The sequence below is a fragment of the Actinorectispora metalli genome (assembly GCF_056323685.1).
In genome coordinates, this window is record NZ_JBREYE010000001.1 from 4,117,647 (window position 1) to 4,137,644 (window position 19,998).

Below are 19,998 nucleotides of genomic sequence, written 5' to 3' on the forward strand. Positions count from 1 at the left end.
TGGACCGCGGCCGCCCGGGCTGTGCGAAGCTGCCAGACATGACCCGCACGCTGTGCCTCGCCCAGGACCCCGACGCGGACACGCTCCTCGCGGAGAGCCCGTTCGCGTTGCTCACCGGCATGTTGCTGGACCAGCAGATCCCGATGGAGAAGGCGTTCTCCGGACCGAAGGTGCTCGCCGACCGGCTCGGCGGGCTCGACGCCGCCCGAATCGCGGCGATGGACCCCGAGGAGTTCGGGAAGGTCTGCGCGACTCCGCCCGCCGTGCATCGGTTCCCTGGCTCGATGGCCAAGCGCATCCAGGCGCTGTGCGACTACCTCGTCGAGCACTGCGACGGCGACCCGACCGCGCTGTGGACCGAAGGATCGCCCGACGGCAAAGAGGTGCTCAAACGGCTCAAGGCGCTGCCGGGGTTCGGCGAGCAGAAGGCCAAGATCTTCCTGGCGCTGCTCGGCAAGCAGTACGGCGTCACCCCTGAGGGCTGGCGCGAAGCCGCGGGGGACTACGGCCACGCCGATGCGCGTCGTTCGGTCGCCGACGTGGTGGACGCCGCCACCCTGCAAGAGGTGCGGGCGTTCAAGAAGGCCATGAAGGCCGCCGCGAAGTAGCTACCAGACGTCGCCGGTGCGCCAGTCGCAGATCAGCGGCAGGTCGAGGTCCAACGGCGCAGTGAGCAGCACGTAGAGGCTGCCGTCCTCCTCGGGCGTCGGCTCCACCTCGCCGCCGGGCGTCCGCACGAAGCTCAGGCCGCGCCACCGCTGCCAGCCGAGGGTCGCGTAGAAGCCGTCGGTGGCGTCGCTGAGCGCGCCCACCTCGTACTCGGCGCGGATCACCGACGCGAGCTCACCCATCACCCGACGGGCCAGGCCCTGGCCACGGTGCGGTGCGGCGGTGGCGACCGCCTCCACATAGCCCGTGCGCAGCGCCCGCTCGCCCGCCCACAGGGTGCGGGGCACCACGCAGCCGTGCGCCGCGATCCCGCCGTCCCGGTACACGATCGCGTGCACGCCGCCGAGGGAGTGCTCGAAGTCCGTCTCGGCGATCTCGCCGTCGAAGGCCTCGACGAGGAACTTCCAGAGCTGGTCCAGCTCAGTCTCGGACAGCTCCGTGCTGGGACAGACGCGCATGAGGTGACTGTGCCGGCGGCGCGGGCGGGCGCGCGATCGAATTTCGCTCGCGTCCTATCGGCAGTTGGGATACCGAACCCGCAGCACAGGTGCTTACGCTCCCGCAAGCTGAAAGGGGAGACAGTGCACAGAACAGCCATGATCGTGCCGCTGGTCGTCGGGCTGCTGGCCGGACTGCCGCTGGCGGCGCAGGCCAAGCCCGTGGGAGCCGACTGTTACAAGCCGGGCGCCACGCTGACCGTGGAGGAGCAGCGGCTGGACCGCACGCTGCCCGGCGGCACCGAGAAGGTCGGCCCGAAGCTGGTCGAGCTGGCGGGCTTCGACAAGCTCGTCGCCGACACCCGGCGGTCGCTGTGCGCCGCCCCGACCGCGAAGTCCGCGGACACGCTGCTGCGCACCGGCGGCGAGAAGCTGTGGCGCACCGCCGTCGACCGGGCACAGGGCCGCCGCACACTCGGCAGCCTGGACGCCTATGACGACCGGCCGCTGTACTGGGCGCGGCTGCAACTCACCAAATCGGTCCGCGAGTACGCACCGCGGTTCGCGCTCACCGTTGAGCAGCGCCAACAGCTCGTCGACAGCATCGACCGCGCCTCCCGCGGCATCACCGGCATCGACTTCGCCCGCTCCGGCAAGCGTGTGCTGATCAGCGGTTTCGACCCGTTCACCCTCAACGGCAAGGGCCTGAACATCGCCAACCCCTCCGGCGCGGCAGCCTTGCAGTTGGACGGCCGAACCTTCGACACGCCGAGCGGCAGGGTGACCGTGCAGGCGGTGACGTTCCCGGTGCTGTGGGGCGAGTTCGACCGTGGCATCGTGGAGGCCGCCTACGGCCCGCAGCTTCGCGCGGGCAGGCTGGACCAGATCACCACCATCAGCCAGGGCAGGCCCAACCAGTTCGACATCGAGCGCTGGGCGGCGTCGTGGCGGGGCGGCTTCGGGGACAACAACGACATCGGCGTCACCGGCCAGGTGCCACCCGCGGCGGGCTGGCCGCAGCCCGCGTTGCAGTTCATCGAGACGACGCTGCCGCACCAGAAGATGATCGACGCGCAGACCGGCACGTACGTGGTGCGGCTCAACCGCCAGTTCTGCGAATGGGTCGGCACGCCGGGCACCAGCGAGCGGTCCTGCCGCACCGACGAGCCGACGCCGGGCAAGGTCGCGGCGAGCGGCGGTGGCGGCGACTACCTGTCCAACGAGAGCATGTACCGCTCCAACCGGGTGCGGCTCGGGCTGGGTGTCGACCTGCCGGGCGGGCACCTGCACGTGCCCGTGCTCGGCCAGCCCGCGGACCCGCTGGCGTTGACCGATGCCGCCTTCGAGGCGAGGCGGCGCGCGATCGCCGACCAGACCGTCGCCCTGATCCGGGCGGCCGCGGCCTGATGTGAACTGCCCCGGACGGCTTTGCCGCCTGCTCCGTCCGGGGCAGACTGTCTTCATGGTGGAGTACGTCGACGGTGCTTTACAGCGGACCCGCGGTCTGCTCGCGGCGGCCGCGGGCGAGCCCGATGCCGCCCAGGGCTATCTGGATGTGACCGGCAGGCGGGAGCCCGCGCACCGCACGCTCGTCCAGCGGTTGATGCGCAGCCGGGTGGTGCCCGTCATCTACGAACGGGCGTGGCGCCCCGCGCTGGGCTGGGTGGCGAAGGGGTTCGGCGGCCTGAGCATGGCGGGGGAGCGCGCCTACGTGCGGGAGCGGCTGGAACTGCGGCCCGGTTCGGTGGTGCTGGACCTCGCCTGCGGTCCCGGCAACTTCACCCGCGACCTCGGTGCGGCGGTGGCGCCCGACGGGCTGGTCGTCGGCCTCGACGCCTCGCCCACCATGCTGGCCACCGCCGTCGCCGAACCCGGCCCTGACACGGTGGCCTTCGTGCGCGGCGACGCGCAGGACCTGCCGTTCGAGGACGAGGTCTTCGACGGTGTGTGTTGCTTCGCGGCGCTGCACATGTTTCCCCAGCCCATGGAGGCGCTGAACCACCTGACCAGGGTGCTGCGACCCGGCGGCAGGCTCGCCCTGCTGGTCAGCTATCTGCCCACGCGGCCCATCGGCCGCACTGTCGGCAGCCTGATCGGCTGGGGCTCGGGAATGCGCATGTTCGAAAGGGGCGAGATCACCGGCGCCCTGGCCAACCGCGGCTACACCGACATCACCCAACGCATCACCGGCATGGCCCAATTCATCAGCGCCACCAAGCCGCCGACTCCCTGAAACCGCACCATGCGCCCCCAGGGCGACATCATGCGCCCGCGCGTCGACATCATGACGCCGCAGGGGGTTTTGGGGAGAAGCTGCCCCCGAATCGAGCCTAGCGGGAGGGGGCTGGGCGGGGAAACGTGTTTGTCGGCGGTGCGGGGTCGATCGAGCGGCGCCGACGAGGGCAGCCGCCTCGGGGCGCTGACTGACGCGGTCAGCCGGGCCAGGGCGCGCGAATAGCGTTCCTGCGGGCCGGACGCTGGAGACAAGGCGGGCGGTTGCTGGAGACAAGGCGGGCGGTTGCTGGGATAAGGCGGGCGGCGCACGGGAAGTGCGCGGTCTTGAGTGGCCGAACAACCGCGGAAGCCGGGGATCTCCGGTGATGTGGGTGGGCTCTCCGGTGATCTGCGGGCGCATTCTCCGGTGATGTGTGAGCGCGCGCCCACCGGATGAGCTCCGGTGAGGTGCCCGCGGCTTGGAACGCGGCACGTTCGGCCTTCAGCGCGGACCGCGAGCAGGGCCAGTCCCCTGCGGAGTGGCGGCGCGCTCGGGTAGGACCACCCGGTTGGGCCTAGCGGCGGGTGGGGGCTCGGTTTTGGATCTTTCGGTGACCTTTCCCGTGGGGCTGTTCGACGTGTTCACCTACACCATCCCCGGTGCGCTGCACCTGTCGTTCATCGCCTATGTTGCCGGGCGCCTGAACTGGGTCGACCTTGGCGCTGTCAGCCGGGGGCCGGTGTTGTTGGTGGTGATCGGCATCGTGCTGGTGAGCTACCTGCTCGGTCACCTGGCGTATCCGCTGGGTGCGCGGGCCAATCGGCTGGTTCCCCGGCGGCGTTCGCGAGACGCCCGGCGGGAGTTTCTCCGCAGGAACCCCGCCGCGCGGGACCGGGCCTTTGTCGAAGCGGATGCGGCGCTGCTGTTTTCGGCGTTGCAGTTGCACAACGCGGAGGTCGCCACCGAGGTGGCGCGGCTGCGCAGCGCGGGCCTGATGCTGCGCAACGCGGGCCCGCCGGTGGCGTTCGGATTCGCCGCTGCCGCGGTCGAACTCGCCCTCGGGCGGAACACGGTGTTCGCGGCGGGGTGCATGGTGCTGTTCGCCGCCGCCTTTCCCGCCTTGATCACGCAGGGCAGGATGCTCAGTCACTGGGCGAACCTGAAAACCCTGGAACTCGGTTTCTGGATTCCGGACATCGACGACAAGGTGGCGGTTGCCGCTTCCCGGCCGGGATGACCGGCCGCGCACGGGGTGGGGCTATGCACGGCGGTGGAATCGGGGCTGGTTAGGCTGCGGCGCGTGGCCACCGAGGTGTCAGTGTGGGTTCCCGTCGTGGTGGGATTGATCGGCTTCACCGGCGTGCTCAGCGCACAGTTCATCGCGGCGTGGCGGGATGCCCGCCGTTGGAAGCACGACCGTGATCGGGACCAGCTTCGCATGCTGCACCAGGCCCGCCAGGAGGCCTATGCGCAGCTTGTCGGGGTGATCGAATCCTGGGACTGGGTGCTGCACCCGGCGCGGGACGCCGCCGCCCAGCAGACCATCGAACCGCACCTGCAAGCCCATGTGCAGGACTCGTGGGAGCAGGCGCGCAACGCGTTGGGGCTGGTGAACCTGGTTGCGCCGGAGCGGGTTCGGACGCTGATCAGGGACACGATGATCAGCAGGGCCGACCTGTCGTCGGCGTTGCTGGTCAAATCTCCTGACGAGCTTCAGCCGCAGCGCATCGAGACGCTCTGGACCGACGCGCAGCGCTTCTACCGGACCATGCGGGCGGAGATGCGGGTCGATCTGGGCATGGACGCCGAGTCGGACTACCTGGTCACCAAGCGCTGAGGGTTCTTGCTCACCCTGGCTGCCCATTCCCGGGGTGGAGTGGGACGATGGAAGGCGGAGGTGGTGTCGTGAAAGGCACCGATCATCGGGACGACACCCCGGTACTGATCACCGAGGCCGAACCGTCCTACCAGGAGCAGCTTGCCTCGCGGCAGCGCAAGTACATGCTCATGATGGGCATGCGGTTCCCCTGCCTCATCGCGGCCGGTCTTTCGTACCAGATGCCGTGGCTCGCGGTGGCGTTCATCGTGCTGTCCATTCCGCTGCCGTGGATGGCCGTCCTCATCGCCAACGACCGGCCGCCGCGCAAGGCCAAGCAGGTCAGCCGGTACCGGCGCGAGGCGCACGCGCTCGAAGCGCGGGAGCACCGGGTCATCGAGAGCTGACACACCCTGCTGAACATTCACAAACTCGTGAAAGTTCTGTACGGTCTGTGGTGTGGAAAAAGCCAAGGTGAAGCTGACCGGTGCCCAGGAGACGATGCTCGCCACGCTCTGGGGCCGGGCGCTGGATGCCCGTTCCGCCGACCCGTTCCTGGGCGACACCCTCGCCGCCGAGCTTGTCGACCGCATCGACTACGACTTCCGCAAGTCGACGATCAACGAGAAGAACGCCGTCTCGGTCGCCATGCGCGCCCGGCAGCTTGACGACTGGACCCGCGACTACCTCGCCACCCACCCCGACGCCGTGGTGGTGCAGTTGGGCTGCGGACTGGACAGCCGGGTCCAGCGCATCGACCCACCCGCCACGGTGGACTGGTACGACGTCGACTTCCCCGATGTGATCGAGCTTCGCGAGCGGCTGTACGCGCCGCGCGAGCACTACCGCATGATCGCCTCCTCGGTGACCGACCCCGACTGGCTGGCGCAGGTGCCCGCCGACCGACCCGTGCTGGTGGTGGCCGAGGGCCTGGTCATGTACCTCACCGAGGAGGACGGCAACGCCTTGTTCCGCCGCATCGTGGACAAGTTCCCGCGCGGCCGGTTCGTCTTCGACGCCTTCAACAAGCTGGGCATCCGCGCGCAGAAGCTCAACGGCGCGGTCCGCAACGCGGGTGCCACGCTGTACTGGGCCATCGAGAACGGCGCCCAGCTGGAACGCGCCGTGCCCGGCTTGCGCACCGTCACCGAACTGGGCGCCTTCGACATCCCCGGCTACGACCGCGTTCCCTGGCACCTCCTCGCCATGGTCAAGGTCTTCAAGGCCATGCCCGCCACCCGCCGCATGGCCCAGTTCCTCCGCCTCGACTTCGGCTGAGCAGGCACCTCCGGTCACCGCCACCTGCAAAAGCGCAGGTCAGAATCACAGTCGACCCGTGCCAGGACTGGACGGCAGATTTCGACATTTGGCGGCTAGAAGACCGTGAGTCGTAACGCGAGTTCCAATTCGCCTTACCACTCACGGTCCTTGACCAGCGAAAACGCCGCGTCTGGCGGGCGCAGCCCGTGCCCGCGCAGCTACGCCCGCTGCCAGGCGGTCCGTTCAGCCGAGCAGCGACGGCTGCGGCGAGGGGCGCGGCGTGAGAAGGGCGGGCTGGGCGCCGATGCGCTCGACCGCCGCGCTGCCCGCGCGCACTCCGCCGCGCAGGGCGTCGGCCGGGGACGCGCCGCGCAGCCAGGCTCCGAGCAGTCCCGCGTTGAACGCATCCCCGGCCCCCGTGCTGTCCACGCAGCGCGCGGGCGGCGCGCCCACGTGCTCCACCCGCTCGGCATCGACCCAGTACGCCCCCTCCGCGCCATAGGTCACCGCCACCGCCCCCACCCCGGCGAGCAGGTCACGCGCCGACTCGGGCGCTGACGAGCCGGTGAGCGCCGCCAACTCGTCGGCATTCGGCAGCAGCAGGTCCACCCCCGACACATCCGCCAGGAAGTCCTCGACCCGCCCGTCCCGCAGCAGGGCCGCGGCCTGCGGGTCCACCGACGTGGTCATTCCCAGCGCCTTCGCACCCGCCAGCGCCGCGACCCCCGCCTCGCGAGACCCGGCGTCCAACAGCAGAAACCCCGACAGATGCAGATGGTCGGCGGCCACCCCCGTCAGCCGACGCTCCACATCGGACGGTCGCAGCCGTCCGCCTGCTCCTCGATCGGGCAGCATGGTGCGCTGACCGGTCTCGTCGACCAGCACCACCACACAGCAGGTCGGCGCCTCGGGGTCCACCGTGAACGCACAGCGCACCCCCGCGGCCGTGAGCTCGGCCTCGACCTGCCTGCCCGCCGCATCGTCACCGACCCTGGCCACCAGCACCGGGTCGACCTCGCCTGCCGTCAGCCAGATGGCGGTGTTCGCCCCCGACCCGCCCGAGGTCAACCGCACCGCCGCGCGGGTGTTGTCCCCAGGCACCACCGGATCGACGTGCCGCGCGACGACATCCACGCCGGTATCCCCGACCACGATCACCGTCGGTCTCATCCCCCCACAACCCCTCTCGCCAGTTCGACCGCCACCTCGGCGGCCAGCGCGACGTTCGCCGCCACCAGTTCCTCGTTGGCGCGCAGGCTCACGCCGCCGCTGCCCTCATGGAAGTGCGACAGCAGCACCGGCGTGACGTCCTTTCCGCGCACACCGCGCTCGGCGACCAGTGCCAGACCGCCCGCGAGCAACTCGTCGTGCTGCCGCCGGTCCATCTCGTACTCGGCGGGCACCGGGTTGGCCAGCACCACACCGGCCCCTCTACCGCGCCGCAGCACCTCCGCGGCCGCGGCGGCCGTGTCCACCCGCCACGGCACGTCCAGACCGCAGTCCCGCAGGTAGAAGCCGGGAAACCGGTCGGTCCGCCAGCCCAGCACCGGCACCGACTGGGTCTCCAGCACCTCCAGCGTCGCGGGGATGTCCAAAGCCGACTTCACGCCGGAGCAGACGACCATCACCGGGGTCCGGGCCAGCACCGCGAGGTCGGCCGAGACATCCCACGAAAGGTGGGCATCGCGGTGCACCCCGCCGAGACCGCCGGTGCCGAACACCGCGATCCCGGCGTCGGCGGCCAGTGCGGCGGTGGAGGCGATGGTCGTGGCGCCGCTGCGGCCCAGTGCCGCCGCGGGAGCGAGGTCGCGTTCGGACAGCTTCACCAGGTTCGCGTCCGGATCGCATACCCGGTCCAACTCGGCGCCGGTCAGGCCGACCACCGGCTCGCCGTCCAGCACGGCGATGGTCGCGGGCACCGCCCCACCCGCCCGCACCGCGTCCTCCAGCCGCGCGGCCACCACCCGGTTGCGCGGCGCGGGCAGCCCGTGCGCCAGCAGGGTGCTTTCCAGGGCCACCACCGCCCGTCCGGCGGTGATCGCCTCGGCCACCTCATCGGCCACCTGCATGCTCGACCCCTCCACGTTGTTCATGCCGATCTGTCCTGGGGCATCATGGATGACGTGAGTGCACCAACACAGACGCTTCCGGATACCGACACGCGGCCGGAAGGCACCGACCAGACCGGCGATGACACGCCGAAGATGTTCCACTACGTGCGCAAGTCCAAGATCGCGGAGAGCGCGGTGCTCGGCACGCAGGTGGTGGCGCTGTGCGGCGAGGTGTTTCCGGTCACGAAGTCGCCCAAGCCCGGCTCCCCGGTCTGCCCGGATTGCAAGAAGATCTACGAAACGATGCCCCGCGGCGGCGAGTGAGCCCGACCTCGGCCGGGAACGAGCGGCGTCGTTCGCTCGTTCCCAGCTCAGTCATGCCCACATAGTTCGGGGGAGAGAATGCAGACACCACCGGTAGCGGTCTTCCGCATGCGCCAGAAGATCACCCTGATGGTGAACCGCTATGCGATCACCGCGGTCCAGCCCGACGGTTCAGACGGACCGCTGGTGGCCTTCGCCCAGCAGAAGCGGGTCGCGTTCAAGGAGCAGGTGACCTTCTACGCCGACGAGGACCGGCGGGTGCCGCTGTTCTCCTTCAAGGCCCGCCAGCGCATCGACCTCGGCGCCACCTATGACGTGCTCGACCAGAACGGCGCCGCCGTCGGGGCGTTCCGCAAGGACTTCGGCCGCTCCCTGCTGCGCTCCACCTGGCACATCGAGCAGCCCGGCCTGCCGCCGGTCACCGGGTCCGAGCGCAGCATGCTGGTCGCCATCCTGCGCCGCCTGTGGGAGAACGTCCCGTTCCTGTTCCACTTCGACTTCAAGGCCGCCGACGGCCGTCCCGTGCTGTCGCTGACGAAGAAGTTCGCGCTGCGCGACTCCTACGTCCTCGAGGTCTTCGACCGCAACCTGGACTGGCGCGTCGCCGTCGCCCAGGCAGTCGCCCTGGACGCTCTGCAGTCGCGGTGACCGCCGCCTAGGGTCGGGTGCATGGAGTTGCTCGCGGAGGTCACCGAGGCATCGCGCGCACTGTTCCGCATGCTGGACCCCGAAGGCCCCGCGGCCCGCGAGATCACCGACGACGACCTGCGGCACCGCTGGGCCTACACCCCCGGCGAGCGGGCGGGCGTGGTGCTCGGCGAACTGCGCAGGGACCAGCGCAAGGCCGTGCACCGGATGCTGGCGAGCGTGCTGAGCGAGCACACCTACGCCCAGGCCTGCTCGATCATGGCGTTGGAGGACCCGCTGGACCACCGCGAGGGCGGCCGCCGCGGCAGGCACAGCGGGGACTACAGCACGGTTTTCTTCGGCACCCCCGGCGGCGACGGGCCGTGGGGCTGGCGGGTGGAGGGCCACCACCTTTCGGTGAACGTCACCGTCGCCGACGGGCGCCTCGCCGCGACCCCGTTCTTCCTCGGCGCCAACCCCGCGCGCGTCCGCTACCGCGGGCACACGGTGCTGGCGCCGCTGCGGCTGGAGGAGGAACTGGCCTGGCGCCTGCTGGGCGAACTGCGCCCCGCGGAGCGGGCCGACGCAGTGGTCGGCGACGAGTCGCCACCCGACATCCGCACCGGCAACACACCCCGGCTGGGGGGCACCATCGAGCCGGTCGGCGCCCGCGGCGACCGCATGAACGGCACCGCCCGCTGCACGCTGGCCGAGTTGGTACGCCTCTACACCGACCGGCTGGCGCCCGAACTCGCCGAGCGGGAGTTCGCCCAAGTCGATCCCGGTGCGCTGCACTTCGCCTGGGAGGGCTCCGCCGAGGAGGGACGCGGCCACTACTACCGCATTCAGGGCCCCGACCTGCTCATCGAGTACGACAACACCGCGAACCAGGCCAATCACGCCCACTCGGTGTGGCGTCGCCACACGGGCGACTTCGGCGACGACCTGCTCGCCGCCCACCACGCGACCGCGAATCACTAGCCCGCCATCGACGCCCCGCCCGCAGATCCTCGTGCGGGTGGACGCCGCCTTCACCCGAACCCGATTCGAGTGGCATTCGCCCGGCCTAGCGGGCCGATGCCGCGTTCACTCGGGCGAGGCCGTTCCGGGGAACGCTAGTGCCCGGTGGGGCGCCCCTTGCGGGTCGGCGTCTTCAACTCCTCGGTCGGCGGCACCAGCGGCGGGGTCGTCGGCGCCTCGCGCTCCAACTCGATCGTCGGCGCCACATCGGCCGGTGATGCAGCGGTGCCGATGTCCTTGCGCCGCCAGTCGTCGGCGCTTTCCGGCGTGGACCGCAGCCGCTCCGCGGTGCGCTCCATCTCCAGCCGCCGCCAACGCCGCCGCTCCCGCCGCGACATCCGCGCGGGCCACATTTCCTGAATGGCGTTGTTGAACTGCGCGCCCAGGATGATCGCCAGCCCGATGCAGAAGGTGAACAGCAGGAACGCGATCGGCGTCGCCAGCGCGCCGTAGGTATAGCCGGTGCTGGTGATCCAGCTGATGTAGAACCGCAGGCCCACACTGGACAGCAGGAACACCGCCATCGCCAGCACGGCGCCCGGCAGCAGCCGGTGGAAGGGCAGCTTGCGCGGCAGCGCCAGCTTGTACAGGGTGGTCAGCGCGATCACCAGCAACACCCCGGTGGCCGGGTAGTAGAACCGGTCGACCACGGCCTGCGCCGGGTCCTCCCAGGCGGTCGGCAGCAGCGCCGAGACCACCTCCGGCCCCAGCGCCACCAGCGGCAGCCCGATGATGCCCAGAACCAGCGCCACGATGTAGGTCAGCAACGCGACCATCCGCTGCCAGACGGTGTGCCGCACCGAGTACTGCCCGTGGGCCACGGTGATCGCGTCAATGAACGAGGCCATCGCCGAGGAACCCGCCCACAGCGAGATGACGAAACCCACCGAAACGATCTCGCTGCGACCCTTGGTCAGGATGTCGGCCACGGTGGGCGCGATGATCTGGTCGACCACGTTCCGGCTGAAGATCGAGTTGCAGAAGCCGATGACCTTGTCCTGCACGGCCTGCACGACCTCGGGGGTCGTCCAGTCGGCGACGAAGCCCATCGAGCCGAGCAGACCGAGCAGCAGCGGCGGCAGCGACAGCGTCTGCCAGAAGGCCGCCTCGGCCGACTCCGAGAAGATGTTGTCGTCCCACGACTTGGTCAACGTGCGCCCGACAAGACTTCGCCGCGGCACGGGTTTCCCACCCGCCCGCTGCTCGTTCCCCACCTGCGCATCCATTGCGGTCACAAGCATGCTGCATGCCGGAAAGCCATCGTGGATCACCCCCACGGAGTTCCCCCGTGTCCCGCGGCACACGCGTCATTCGGCCACTCGTCCTACGGCGAACGGGTAGGCTTGGCCACCGCGAAGCACCGGTGATCGAGAGAGGAGAGACCGGCTCAGTGGCCCTGCCGCAGGACTTTTCCACCGCGCTCGCACCACCGGTAGCTTCCGCTCAGCGACCGCTGCGTGCCTGGCAGCGCCGTGCGCTGACCGCCTACCTCGCCCGCCGCCCGATGGACTTCCTCGCGGTCGCCACGCCCGGCGCCGGTAAGACCACCTTCGGCCTGCGGGTCGCCGCCGAACTGCTGGCCGACCGCACCGTCGAATCGGTCACCGTGGTCACCCCCACCGAGCACCTCAAGCACCAGTGGTCGCAGGCCGCCGCCGCGGTGGGCATCCAACTCGACTCCGGCTTCCGCAACTCCGCGGGCGCCACCTCCCGCGACTTCGACGGCGTCGCCGTCACCTACGCCCAGGTCGCCGCACACCCCATGCTGCACCGGGTCCGCACCGAGAACCGCAAGACGCTGGTCATCCTGGACGAGATCCACCACGCAGGCGACGCCAAGTCCTGGGGCGACGCGGTGCGCGAGGCGTTCACCCCCGCGGTGCGCAGGCTGGCGCTGACCGGAACCCCGTTCCGCAGCGACGACACCCCGATCCCGTTCGTCAACTACGAGCCCGACGGCGACGGCTGCCTACGCAGCAAGTCCGACCACTCCTACAACTACTCCGACGCGCTGCGCGACGGCGTGGTCCGCCCGGTGGTGTTCCTGGCCTACTCGGGCGAGGCGCGCTGGCGGACCAGCGCGGGGGAGGAGTTCGCCGCGCGCCTCGGCGAGCCGCTGACCGCCGAGCAGACCGCGCGGGCTTGGCGCACCGCCCTGGACCCCGCGGGTGAGTGGATTCCCTCGGTGCTCGGCGCCGCCGACACCCGGCTCACCCAGCTTCGCAACAGCGGCGTGCCCGACGCGGGCGGCCTGGTGATCGCCTCCGACCACATCTCGGCGAAGGCCTACGCCAAGATCCTGCACCGGCTGACCGGCGTGGAGCCGGTGGTGGTGCTCTCCGACGACCCCAAGGCCTCCGGCCGTATCGCCGAGTTCGGTGAGTCAGGCGACCGCTGGCTGGTCGCGGTCCGGATGGTCAGCGAGGGCGTCGACGTGCCCCGGCTGGCCGTCGGCGTGTACGCCACCAGCGCGTCGACCCCGCTGTTCTTCGCCCAGGCCGTCGGCCGCTTCGTGCGGTCGCGGCGGCCGGGGGAGACCGCCAGCGTGTTTCTGCCCAGCGTGCCGGTGCTGCTGGACCTGGCCAGCCAGCTTGAGGCCGAGCGGGACCACGTGCTCGGCAAGCCGCACCGGACCAAGGAGGGCTGGGACGACGACCTCCTGGCCGACGCCAACCGTACCAAGGACCAGCCGGGCGAGGAGGAGAAGGCGTTCACCTCGCTGGGCGCCGAGGCCGAACTCGACCAGGTGATCTACGACGGCGCGTCGTTCGGCACCGCGGCGCTGGCGGGCACCGAGGAGGAACAGGACTACCTGGGCCTGCCCGGCCTGCTGGAGCCCGACCAGATGCGGGCCCTGCTGCGTCAGCGCCAGGAGAAGCAGCTGTCCGAAGCGGGCAAGCGCAAGGCGGCCAAGGACGCCGAACCCGCCGCCCCACCGGCCCCGAAGCGCCCACAGACCGTCGCCGAGCACCTCGGCGGCCTGCGCAAGGAGCTCAACACGCTGGTCGCTCTCCACCACCACCGCACCGGCAAAGCCCACGGCATGATCCACAACGAGCTGCGCAGGATCTGCGGCGGCCCACCCACCGCGATGGCCACCATCGAACAGCTCGAAGAACGCATCGCCACCCTGCGCTCCTGGTAGCCCACGCCCTCATCGACCACCAAACAGCCCCCGCCCGCCCGGGGGGCGACCCCGGGTCAACCCTATCCCCGTGATCATCTCCGCCAAAGTCGAGAAAGCCGAGTTGGGGATAACTGCGGCGGCTGTGGACAACACGCCGGGAAATCGGGCATTCGGTACGTCGGTGTCGGCGGTATGTGCTAAAGCGGCGGAAACGGTGAAAAGCCCGCCCTCAATCGAGGACGGGCTTTTCGAGGTGGGGATTAGCGGCGCGGTGCGACCGCGGGGGCCGCGCCACCGGTGATCTGGATGGTGGCGAGCACGTTGTTCTGGCCCTGCTCCTGCTTGCACGGCGACTCGAACGTGCCGAGACCGGTCTCCGCACCGTCGGCCGTGCGCGGGGTGAGGGTCAGCTTGAGGTCACCAATGGTGATCTTGGCTTCGCCTGCCTGCTTGGCCGTGATGGAGGGCGCCTTGCCGTCCGCGGGGACCGTGAACTCGCCCTCGGCGGGCACGTCGGTCTTCGGGATCACGGCGGGCACCACCAGCGGCAGGGTGGCCTCCGGCGCGGCGATCTCCACGTTCGCGTCGGCCTTGCCTTCGATGGTCTTGGCACCCACCAGGCCGAGGCCGGCGGTTGCCCCTGCCGGAACAACCGACTCCGTCTTGACCACGAACTCGGGCGAGGGCTTGCCGACCTCGACGGACTTCGGGATGTCGGTGTTGATCGTGACCTTGATCGGCTGCGCACCGATCAGGGGGAACTCACAGGAGTAGTTCAGGGTCAGCGAAACCGGATCGGCAGAACTGACACCGGCACCGGCCAGCAAACCAGTTGCGGCCAGGCCGAGTGCAATGCCGCCAGTGATTCCCCTGGACAGGAAATTCTTCAGGTTTCGGTGAGTCATACAGATTCCTCCGCATATCGACGGCAGGGAGTGATCCCGCGGCGGGGATAATTCACGCCGTCCGGGAACGGCGGCCACGGGACTTGCAGACATCGATCTGTTAACCGTCTGCAACCAGTTCGAAATCTAGTGCCGGTCGTGGCCTGTCAACAGGGGTGCTGAGGAACTTGGTGAAAAAGGCACAGAAGTTGTGGCCGAGTTTCGCAATTCGCCGTTCAAACCTGTTGTTTATGGCAGTCCGGTGACAAAGCCGAAGGGCCCGTCCTCGATCGAGGACGGGCCCTGCGACTGCCACGCGAACTTACTTCTTGGGGGTCAGAGTGGCCTCGACGGTGTTGCCGGGGCCCGCGGCGAACATGTTGATCCAGTCGTTGAAGTCACCGCAGCCCTGGAAGTTGGCCAGCGCGTACTCGCCGGTGATGGCGCCACCCTTGAGCGGGTCGAAGTTCGGGCCGGACTTCAGCGCGATCTCCGACGGCGAGCTGGTCTTGCACTCCTGCGAGTTGCTGATCGGGATGCCGAACGCGGTGACCTGCGTCAGCTTGACGGTCATCTTGCTGTTGGAGGTCAGCACACCGCCCTTGAGCGTGCCGGTGGTCTTGCCCTCCTGCACGAACTCGATGTTCGACTTGATCGGCAGCATGCCCAGGACGGTGGCCTCGATGGTGGTCGGCTCCAGCTTCAGGTCGGCGGTGTAGCTGCCGCTGGCCAGGTCGAAGTCCGCGTCGATGCCGCCGGTCAGCTTCGTGTCGGCGTTGAGCTTGGCCACGCGCGACTTGCCGTCAAGCGAGAGGCTGTACTTGATGCCACCGGGAGGCGTGGTCGGCTTCGAGGTGGTCGGCGCCGTGGTGCCGGTCGGCTGAGTGGGCTGCGTCGTGGTCGGCGCGGTGGTGCTCGTCGGCTGGGTCGGCTGAGTGCTGGTCGGCTGGGTGCCGCCGCCACCGCCGATGGTCACCGTGGTGAGCAGGTTGTTCTGGCCCTCGACCTGCTTGCACGGCGAGTCGAAGGTGCCAAGGCCGGTCTCGGCGCCGTCCGCGGTGCGCGGGGTCAGCGTGAGCAGCAGGTCACCGACGTTGATCTTGGCCTCGCCGGGCTTGCTGAACGTCAGCGACGGTGTCTTGCCGGTGGCCACGACCACGAACTCGCCCTCGGCGGGCACGTCGGTCTTGGGGATGGCGGTCGGCACGGTGACCGGCAGCGTCAGGTCGGGGGCGGCCACGGTCGCCTTGGCGGCGGCCTTGCCCTCGATGGTCTTGGCGCCGACCAGGGCCAGGCCCTGGGTCGCGGTGGCGGGCACCGTGGAGTCGGCCTTGATGTTGAACTCGCCGGTGGGCTTGCCCACCTCGACGGTCTTGGGGATGTCGGCGTTGATCACGACCTTGATCGGCTGGTCGCCGATCAGCGGGAATGTGCAGGAGTAGTTCAGCGTCAGGGAAACCGGGTCGGCCGAACCAACACCCGCCCCTACCAGCATTCCTGTCGTGGTGAGACCGAGTGCGATACCCCCGGCCAAACCTCTGGCCAGGTATTTCTTCAGATTACGGTGAACCATCGCGTTTCCTCCGCAGTGTGAACACAGGGCGAAATCCCACAGCGGAATAGCGCCGTCGGGACTCCGGCGGCCGCGGGATTCTGCGATACATCTCTGTTAGCCGTCTGCAACCGGTGCGTAAACTAGCGATTCCGCCATCCGGCCGGCCAGAGTCACACCGAAGACCGGTCCATTCGTCGCAGAACTTGTCTCGGTAGTCCGCAGTTCACGTTTGCGGTTTATCGCCCGTGCGCAACGTATTACGCCCCGGCCGCACACCGAGCAGACCATGCACCATGTCGATCAGCAGGCCGACCGTCTGCTCCCGGCCGATGGGGAAGAAGTCCGGGTAGCCGCCTGCCCCCTCGCGGACCCCGACCCCGGCCCGCAGCGCCTGCATCGCGCCGATCGTCATCGGGCAGAGCAGGCTGGTCACCAGGTCGGCGTCCTCGGCGGGCAGCGTGAACACGCCCTGCTCGCTGCCCGCCCGCAACGCCCTGGCGAACCGCGAGTTGGTGGCCGCGATGTCCGCACCCAGCCGCACCAGCACACCGGGCGAGACCCGTTGGCTGGTTTCCTCGAACGGGCGCCGCGACATTCCGGACACGCAGTCCAGATAGGCGGGGTAGCGCAGGCAGAACTCGTGGTAGCGCTCGGTCAGCCGATCCACCTGGGTCAGCGGGTCGAGGTCCTCGGCCACCGCCGCGAAGCTCTCCCGAAGCTCCTGCTGGTAGCTGCACAGCACGAGTAGGTAGAGCTCTTCCTTCGAGGCGACATGCCGGTAGATCAGCGCCTTGTTGATGCCGACCGCGCGGCTGATCTCCTCGATGGAGGGGTCCTGCAATCCGCGTTCGTCGAACAGCGCGCGGACCGCCTCCACAATGCGTCGTTCCTGCTCCGAACGGGCATGAAGGGGTTCCGACATGCCTGCTGGACTCATGAAGCCGATCTTAGGCCGGCCCCGCGTGCCATCGGGCGAACCGCTGTTGTAACCGCCGTTTAAGTTGTGATAGAAGTCCCCTGCGGCACGGTTTGTCAGGGAACGCTGAGCCGCGTGGCACAACGAGGACGGCTCGTCAGGTGCCAGATCCGGGGCTACGGGACAGCACCGGATGAAACGCCGGGCGAGTCGTCCCGCACCGAGGCACACCAAGCGCCAGGCGGCCGCGCCCCATTTCGCGGACCGCCCTTTTCGGCATTCTCGGCAAATTTCTTCCCGGCCCATTCGAACCCTGTTCCTGCCGTCGCGAAGCCTTTTCCTTGTCAATCGCAGACAAAATGTTTCCCACAGGAGAAGCGGTACGCCTGTTTTGGCCCAAGAACGCAATTTTTCAACACTTCGATCATGAGTGAAATGCATGCCTGGTCATCCGACGGGAACCGGCGCTACCTTCGGCCCATTCGCCAATTCCCTGTAAAGAAAGGGCTCTGACATGCGTCAGGTGTTACGGCCGCTGCTGGTTGCGGTGGCTCTCACGGCGACGTCGGTGCTGGCCGCACCGGTCACGGCGGGCGGTGGCGAACTGCTGCCGCAGGCCGGGACCGCGGCGGGTCAGCCGGTGTCCGCGCAGGTCGTCAAGCAGGAACGGCTGCCCGGTGGCGAGACCCGCACCACCTTGCGGTACGGCCCGATCCTGGTGCTGCCGCACCTCGGCGGCGGCCACGGAGATCACGGTGACCACGGCGAGGTCGCGCCGTACCACGGCCCGCACGAGCCGATGCACGGCACGCACACCCTCGCGTTGGGTCTGGGCCTGCCGCCCTGTACGGACTGCTACCTCACCTCGGTGGTGCCGGACCTGACCTACGCCGACGGCAAGCCCGCGAACATGCACACCGGGGTGATGCTGCACCACGCGGTAATGGTCGACCGGTCGAGGGAGGACGTCACCTGCGGTGGTGGCCAGTCGCTGTTCGGGCTGGTCGGCAGGCGGATCTTCGCCTCCGGCAACGAGCGCACCGCGGGCGCCCTGCCGCCGGGCTACGGCATGAAGCTCGGCCCGGTGCCGCTGGTGGGCGGCGCCATCGAGCTCATGAGCATGACCCCGCAGTTGCAGACGGTGTTCTTCGACATGACCCTCACCCACGTGCCCGCGAACACGCCCGGGATGAAGGAGGTCACCCCGGTCTGGCTGGACGTGGACAACTGCCGTTTCTCCACGCACAGCGCGCCCAAGGGCGAGTCGAACCACAGCTGGACCTGGAAGTCCACCATCGACGGCTCGGTCAAGACGGTCGGCGGCCACCTGCACGACGGCGGAGGCACGATCACCCTGTCCAACGCGACCAACGGCCGGACCTACTGCGCGTCCAAGGCCGTGTACGGGACCAAGCCCGAATACAAGGGCAGCATCGAGGCGATCACCCCGACCTGCTCCGGTGATCTCGGCACCGTGAAGAAGGGCGATTCCATTCGCCTGGACAGCGTTTATCACATGAACTACCCGGCCAACGACGTCATGACGATCGCATTGGCCTACATCGCCGAGAACTGATCACTCCTCGGATTGGCGCCCTGAACCGGGCACCGTTGTTTCCCGGTTCAGGGCGCCAAACCCGCGCAAGCTTCCCTGCTTCGGAGGTTCGTGATGAGCGTCCGGCCCGTTTCCCTTGCTGCCGCGCCGAAATCGACGTGGGCCTCGCTCCGGCCGATGGTGTTGCGAACGCACTTTCTCGCGGGTGTTTTCGTCGCGCCGTTTCTGGTGGTGCTGTGCCTCACCGGATTGGTGGTGGCCTTCGCCCCACAGATTGCCGATGTGGTGCACCGGCAGGAGCTTTTCGCCGCATCGGACGGACCGACCCGGCCATTCGCGGATCAACTCCTCGCGGCCCGCCGGGCCGAGCCCGCGGGGGAGGTGATCAGGGTCGAGACCCCGCCGGAACCCGGGCGCACCACCGCGGTCACGCTGGGGCTGCCCGACGGCGGGGAGCGGTCGGTGTACGTCGACCCGGTCACGGCACAGGTCCGCGGCACACTCGACACCGTCGGCGGCAGGCCGCCGGTCCACCAGTGGCTGCGCGATCTGCACGGCAACCTGCACCTGGGGTTCGCGGGCCGGTGCTACGCCGAGGCCGCGAGCAGTTGGCTGGTGGTGCTGCTCATCGGCGGCTTCGCGCTGTGGCTCGACCAACGGCGCCGCGAACGCGGCCGCGCCGCGGCGGGCAGGCCACGCCTGCGGCGCCTGCACACCAAGGCGGGCCTGTGGCTGGCACTGGGTCTGGCGCTGCTCGCGATCACCGGTCTGATCCGGTCGCCGCTCGCGGGCCCCCTGTTCGCGCTTACCCCGGAGCCGCCCGCGGCGACTTCCGGTCCTGTGGTCACCGCGGACCAGGGCCTCGGCGGTGCGGTGCAGGCTCGGGAGTCGGCTGCGCCGACCTCCGGTGCGGTGATCACCGCTGAACAAGCCCTCGCCGCCGCGGTGCGGGCCGGCCTGAGCGGACCACTGACCCTGACCGCGACCGCGGGTGGGCCGTTTACGGTCGTGGAGGACACCCGTCGCTGGCCGGTGCGCGCCGACCGGGTCACCGTCGACCCCGGCACCGGCCAGGTGACCGCACACGACCGCTGGGCTGACCGCCCGTGGGCCGACAGGCTCGCGCACCTGGGCGTGCTCGCCCACAGCGGAGCCCTGTTCGGGCTGCCGAACCGGCTGGTCAATGCCGCGTTGATGATCGGAACGCTGGGCCTGATCGGCTGGGGATACCGCATGTGGTGGGCCCGAACCAAGGGCAGGACCCGCCGGGTGCCCGAATCCACGCTGCGGGGCCTGGCGCCCCGCACGCGGCTGGCCGTGATCGCCTGCGGAGCGGCGGTGTCCGTCGCACTGCCCGCGCTGGGCCTGACCCTGCTCGCTTTTCTCACGCTGGACTGGATCCGCCGCGGCGAGCCCTAGGCCAAACGCCGCAGCCGTTGCCCGCCTTGTGACCTCAACGTGTCAGGTTCGTGTCCACTTTATCGATAAAGTATGCTTTCCGTCACCGCCTGTCCCGGCATACGTTGTGCGTCGCAACATTTT

The 19,998-nt window shown here is 69.4% G+C and carries 20 protein-coding genes; 13 read left to right on the forward strand and 7 right to left on the reverse strand.

From position 1 onward, the window contains the following. The first annotated feature begins 38 nt into the window (after positions 1–38). Positions 39–608 (forward strand): HhH-GPD-type base excision DNA repair protein, encoded by a 570-nt coding sequence (locus tag ACU6XJ_RS19350; RefSeq protein ID WP_476313375.1) that lies wholly within the window; start codon positions 39–41, stop codon positions 606–608. Here the strand turns inward: ACU6XJ_RS19350 and ACU6XJ_RS19355 are convergent, their stop codons facing one another. Beyond that, positions 609–1,127, reverse strand: a complete 519-nt coding sequence (locus ACU6XJ_RS19355; RefSeq protein ID WP_476313378.1) for a GNAT family N-acetyltransferase — start codon at positions 1,125–1,127, stop codon at positions 609–611. A gap of 123 nt (positions 1,128–1,250) precedes the next feature. Between ACU6XJ_RS19355 and ACU6XJ_RS19360 the strand changes: the two genes are divergently transcribed. The 6 genes from ACU6XJ_RS19360 to ACU6XJ_RS19385 all read left to right on the forward strand — a co-directional run bounded on the left by ACU6XJ_RS19360 (position 1,251) and on the right by ACU6XJ_RS19385 (position 6,415). Continuing rightward, positions 1,251–2,513: a pyroglutamyl-peptidase I gene (locus ACU6XJ_RS19360; RefSeq protein WP_476313380.1), complete on the forward strand. Its 1,263-nt coding sequence runs from the start codon at positions 1,251–1,253 to the stop codon at positions 2,511–2,513. A gap of 55 nt (positions 2,514–2,568) precedes the next feature. After that, complete coding sequence (locus ACU6XJ_RS19365) at positions 2,569–3,339, forward strand: class I SAM-dependent methyltransferase (RefSeq protein WP_476313383.1); 771 nt, start codon at positions 2,569–2,571, stop codon at positions 3,337–3,339. 592 nt (positions 3,340–3,931) lie between these two features. Further along, positions 3,932–4,558 (forward strand): hypothetical protein, encoded by a 627-nt coding sequence (locus ACU6XJ_RS19370; RefSeq protein ID WP_476313386.1) that lies wholly within the window; start codon positions 3,932–3,934, stop codon positions 4,556–4,558. A 63-nt stretch (positions 4,559–4,621) separates the two neighbouring features. Further along, complete coding sequence (locus ACU6XJ_RS19375) at positions 4,622–5,158, forward strand: hypothetical protein (protein ID WP_476313388.1); 537 nt, start codon at positions 4,622–4,624, stop codon at positions 5,156–5,158. A 47-nt stretch (positions 5,159–5,205) separates the two neighbouring features. After that, positions 5,206–5,544, forward strand: a complete 339-nt coding sequence (locus ACU6XJ_RS19380) for a DUF3099 domain-containing protein (protein WP_476313389.1) — start codon at positions 5,206–5,208, stop codon at positions 5,542–5,544. Positions 5,545–5,596: 52 nt separating this feature from the next. Further along, positions 5,597–6,415 carry a class I SAM-dependent methyltransferase gene (locus ACU6XJ_RS19385; protein ID WP_476313391.1) on the forward strand — a complete coding sequence of 273 codons (819 nt, stop codon included), beginning with the start codon at positions 5,597–5,599 and terminating at the stop codon, positions 6,413–6,415. Between the two features lie 225 nt (positions 6,416–6,640). Here ACU6XJ_RS19385 and ACU6XJ_RS19390 read toward each other — a convergent pair whose 3' ends face one another. Together ACU6XJ_RS19390 and ACU6XJ_RS19395 are read right to left on the reverse strand one after the other, a co-directional pair. Next, the gene (locus ACU6XJ_RS19390) at positions 6,641–7,567 is read right to left on the reverse strand and encodes a carbohydrate kinase family protein (protein ID WP_476313393.1); all 927 of its coding nucleotides are present in this window, start codon (positions 7,565–7,567) and stop codon (positions 6,641–6,643) included. Then, positions 7,564–8,490, reverse strand: coding sequence for a pseudouridine-5'-phosphate glycosidase (locus ACU6XJ_RS19395; protein ID WP_476313396.1), 927 nt, complete (start codon positions 8,488–8,490; stop codon positions 7,564–7,566). The genes ACU6XJ_RS19390 and ACU6XJ_RS19395 overlap by 4 nt, the downstream gene beginning before the upstream one ends. A 21-nt stretch (positions 8,491–8,511) precedes the next feature. Between ACU6XJ_RS19395 and ACU6XJ_RS19400 the strand changes: the two genes are divergently transcribed. The 3 genes from ACU6XJ_RS19400 (at position 8,512) to ACU6XJ_RS19410 (ending at position 10,380) form a co-directional block, all read left to right on the forward strand. Further along, positions 8,512–8,772 (forward strand): DUF3039 domain-containing protein, encoded by a 261-nt coding sequence (locus ACU6XJ_RS19400; protein ID WP_476313399.1) that lies wholly within the window; start codon positions 8,512–8,514, stop codon positions 8,770–8,772. A gap of 78 nt (positions 8,773–8,850) precedes the next feature. Beyond that, positions 8,851–9,420, forward strand: a complete 570-nt coding sequence (locus tag ACU6XJ_RS19405) for an LURP-one-related family protein (protein ID WP_476313401.1) — start codon at positions 8,851–8,853, stop codon at positions 9,418–9,420. A 21-nt stretch (positions 9,421–9,441) separates the two neighbouring features. Further along, positions 9,442–10,380 (forward strand): DUF3500 domain-containing protein, encoded by a 939-nt coding sequence (locus tag ACU6XJ_RS19410; RefSeq protein ID WP_476313404.1) that lies wholly within the window; start codon positions 9,442–9,444, stop codon positions 10,378–10,380. 134 nt (positions 10,381–10,514) lie between these two features. On the opposite strand, the gene ACU6XJ_RS19415 is transcribed toward ACU6XJ_RS19410, so the two are convergent. Then, positions 10,515–11,660, reverse strand: a complete 1,146-nt coding sequence (locus tag ACU6XJ_RS19415; protein ID WP_476313407.1) for a YihY/virulence factor BrkB family protein — start codon at positions 11,658–11,660, stop codon at positions 10,515–10,517. Positions 11,661–11,809: 149 nt separating this feature from the next. Here ACU6XJ_RS19415 and ACU6XJ_RS19420 point away from each other — a divergent pair, with 149 nt between their 5' ends. After that, positions 11,810–13,564 carry a DEAD/DEAH box helicase gene (locus ACU6XJ_RS19420; RefSeq protein WP_476313409.1) on the forward strand — a complete coding sequence of 585 codons (1,755 nt, stop codon included), beginning with the start codon at positions 11,810–11,812 and terminating at the stop codon, positions 13,562–13,564. 242 nt (positions 13,565–13,806) lie between these two features. Here ACU6XJ_RS19420 and ACU6XJ_RS19425 read toward each other — a convergent pair whose 3' ends face one another. The 3 genes from ACU6XJ_RS19425 to ACU6XJ_RS19435 form a co-directional block, all read right to left on the reverse strand. Then, positions 13,807–14,451: a DUF6801 domain-containing protein gene (locus ACU6XJ_RS19425; protein ID WP_476313412.1), complete on the reverse strand. Its 645-nt coding sequence runs from the start codon at positions 14,449–14,451 to the stop codon at positions 13,807–13,809. A gap of 301 nt (positions 14,452–14,752) precedes the next feature. Continuing rightward, entirely contained in the window at positions 14,753–16,003 is a 1,251-nt protein-coding gene (locus tag ACU6XJ_RS19430; protein ID WP_476313415.1) for a DUF6801 domain-containing protein, read from the reverse strand. Positions 16,004–16,208: 205 nt separating this feature from the next. Further along, positions 16,209–16,922 (reverse strand): TetR/AcrR family transcriptional regulator, encoded by a 714-nt coding sequence (locus ACU6XJ_RS19435; RefSeq protein ID WP_476313417.1) that lies wholly within the window; start codon positions 16,920–16,922, stop codon positions 16,209–16,211. Between the two features lie 493 nt (positions 16,923–17,415). Here ACU6XJ_RS19435 and ACU6XJ_RS19440 point away from each other — a divergent pair, with 493 nt between their 5' ends. Both ACU6XJ_RS19440 and ACU6XJ_RS19445 read left to right on the forward strand, forming a co-directional pair. Beyond that, complete coding sequence (locus ACU6XJ_RS19440; protein WP_476313419.1) at positions 17,416–18,477, forward strand: hypothetical protein; 1,062 nt, start codon at positions 17,416–17,418, stop codon at positions 18,475–18,477. A gap of 156 nt (positions 18,478–18,633) precedes the next feature. Beyond that, the gene (locus ACU6XJ_RS19445) at positions 18,634–19,875 is read left to right on the forward strand and encodes a PepSY-associated TM helix domain-containing protein (protein WP_476313421.1); all 1,242 of its coding nucleotides are present in this window, start codon (positions 18,634–18,636) and stop codon (positions 19,873–19,875) included. Positions 19,876–19,998 lie beyond the last annotated feature (123 nt).

Bases quoted from the DNA above. Each gene is read 5' to 3' on its own strand.
- ACU6XJ_RS19350 (WP_476313375.1), top strand. From the start codon at position 39: ATGACCCGCACGCTGTGCCTCGCCCAGGACCCCGACGCGGACACGCTC.
- ACU6XJ_RS19355 (WP_476313378.1), bottom strand. From the start codon at position 1,127: ATGCGCGTCTGTCCCAGCACGGAGCTGTCCGAGACTGAGCTGGACCAG.
- ACU6XJ_RS19365 (WP_476313383.1), top strand. From the start codon at position 2,569: ATGGTGGAGTACGTCGACGGTGCTTTACAGCGGACCCGCGGTCTGCTC.
- ACU6XJ_RS19380 (WP_476313389.1), top strand. From the start codon at position 5,206: ATGGAAGGCGGAGGTGGTGTCGTGAAAGGCACCGATCATCGGGACGAC.
- ACU6XJ_RS19390 (WP_476313393.1), bottom strand. From the start codon at position 7,567: ATGAGACCGACGGTGATCGTGGTCGGGGATACCGGCGTGGATGTCGTC.
- ACU6XJ_RS19395 (WP_476313396.1), bottom strand. From the start codon at position 8,490: ATGAACAACGTGGAGGGGTCGAGCATGCAGGTGGCCGATGAGGTGGCC.
- ACU6XJ_RS19400 (WP_476313399.1), top strand. From the start codon at position 8,512: ATGGATGACGTGAGTGCACCAACACAGACGCTTCCGGATACCGACACG.
- ACU6XJ_RS19405 (WP_476313401.1), top strand. From the start codon at position 8,851: ATGCAGACACCACCGGTAGCGGTCTTCCGCATGCGCCAGAAGATCACC.
- ACU6XJ_RS19410 (WP_476313404.1), top strand. From the start codon at position 9,442: ATGGAGTTGCTCGCGGAGGTCACCGAGGCATCGCGCGCACTGTTCCGC.
- ACU6XJ_RS19415 (WP_476313407.1), bottom strand. From the start codon at position 11,660: ATGCTTGTGACCGCAATGGATGCGCAGGTGGGGAACGAGCAGCGGGCG.
- ACU6XJ_RS19425 (WP_476313412.1), bottom strand. From the start codon at position 14,451: ATGACTCACCGAAACCTGAAGAATTTCCTGTCCAGGGGAATCACTGGC.
- ACU6XJ_RS19430 (WP_476313415.1), bottom strand. From the start codon at position 16,003: ATGGTTCACCGTAATCTGAAGAAATACCTGGCCAGAGGTTTGGCCGGG.
- ACU6XJ_RS19435 (WP_476313417.1), bottom strand. From the start codon at position 16,922: ATGAGTCCAGCAGGCATGTCGGAACCCCTTCATGCCCGTTCGGAGCAG.
- ACU6XJ_RS19440 (WP_476313419.1), top strand. From the start codon at position 17,416: ATGCGTCAGGTGTTACGGCCGCTGCTGGTTGCGGTGGCTCTCACGGCG.
- ACU6XJ_RS19445 (WP_476313421.1), top strand. From the start codon at position 18,634: ATGGTGTTGCGAACGCACTTTCTCGCGGGTGTTTTCGTCGCGCCGTTT.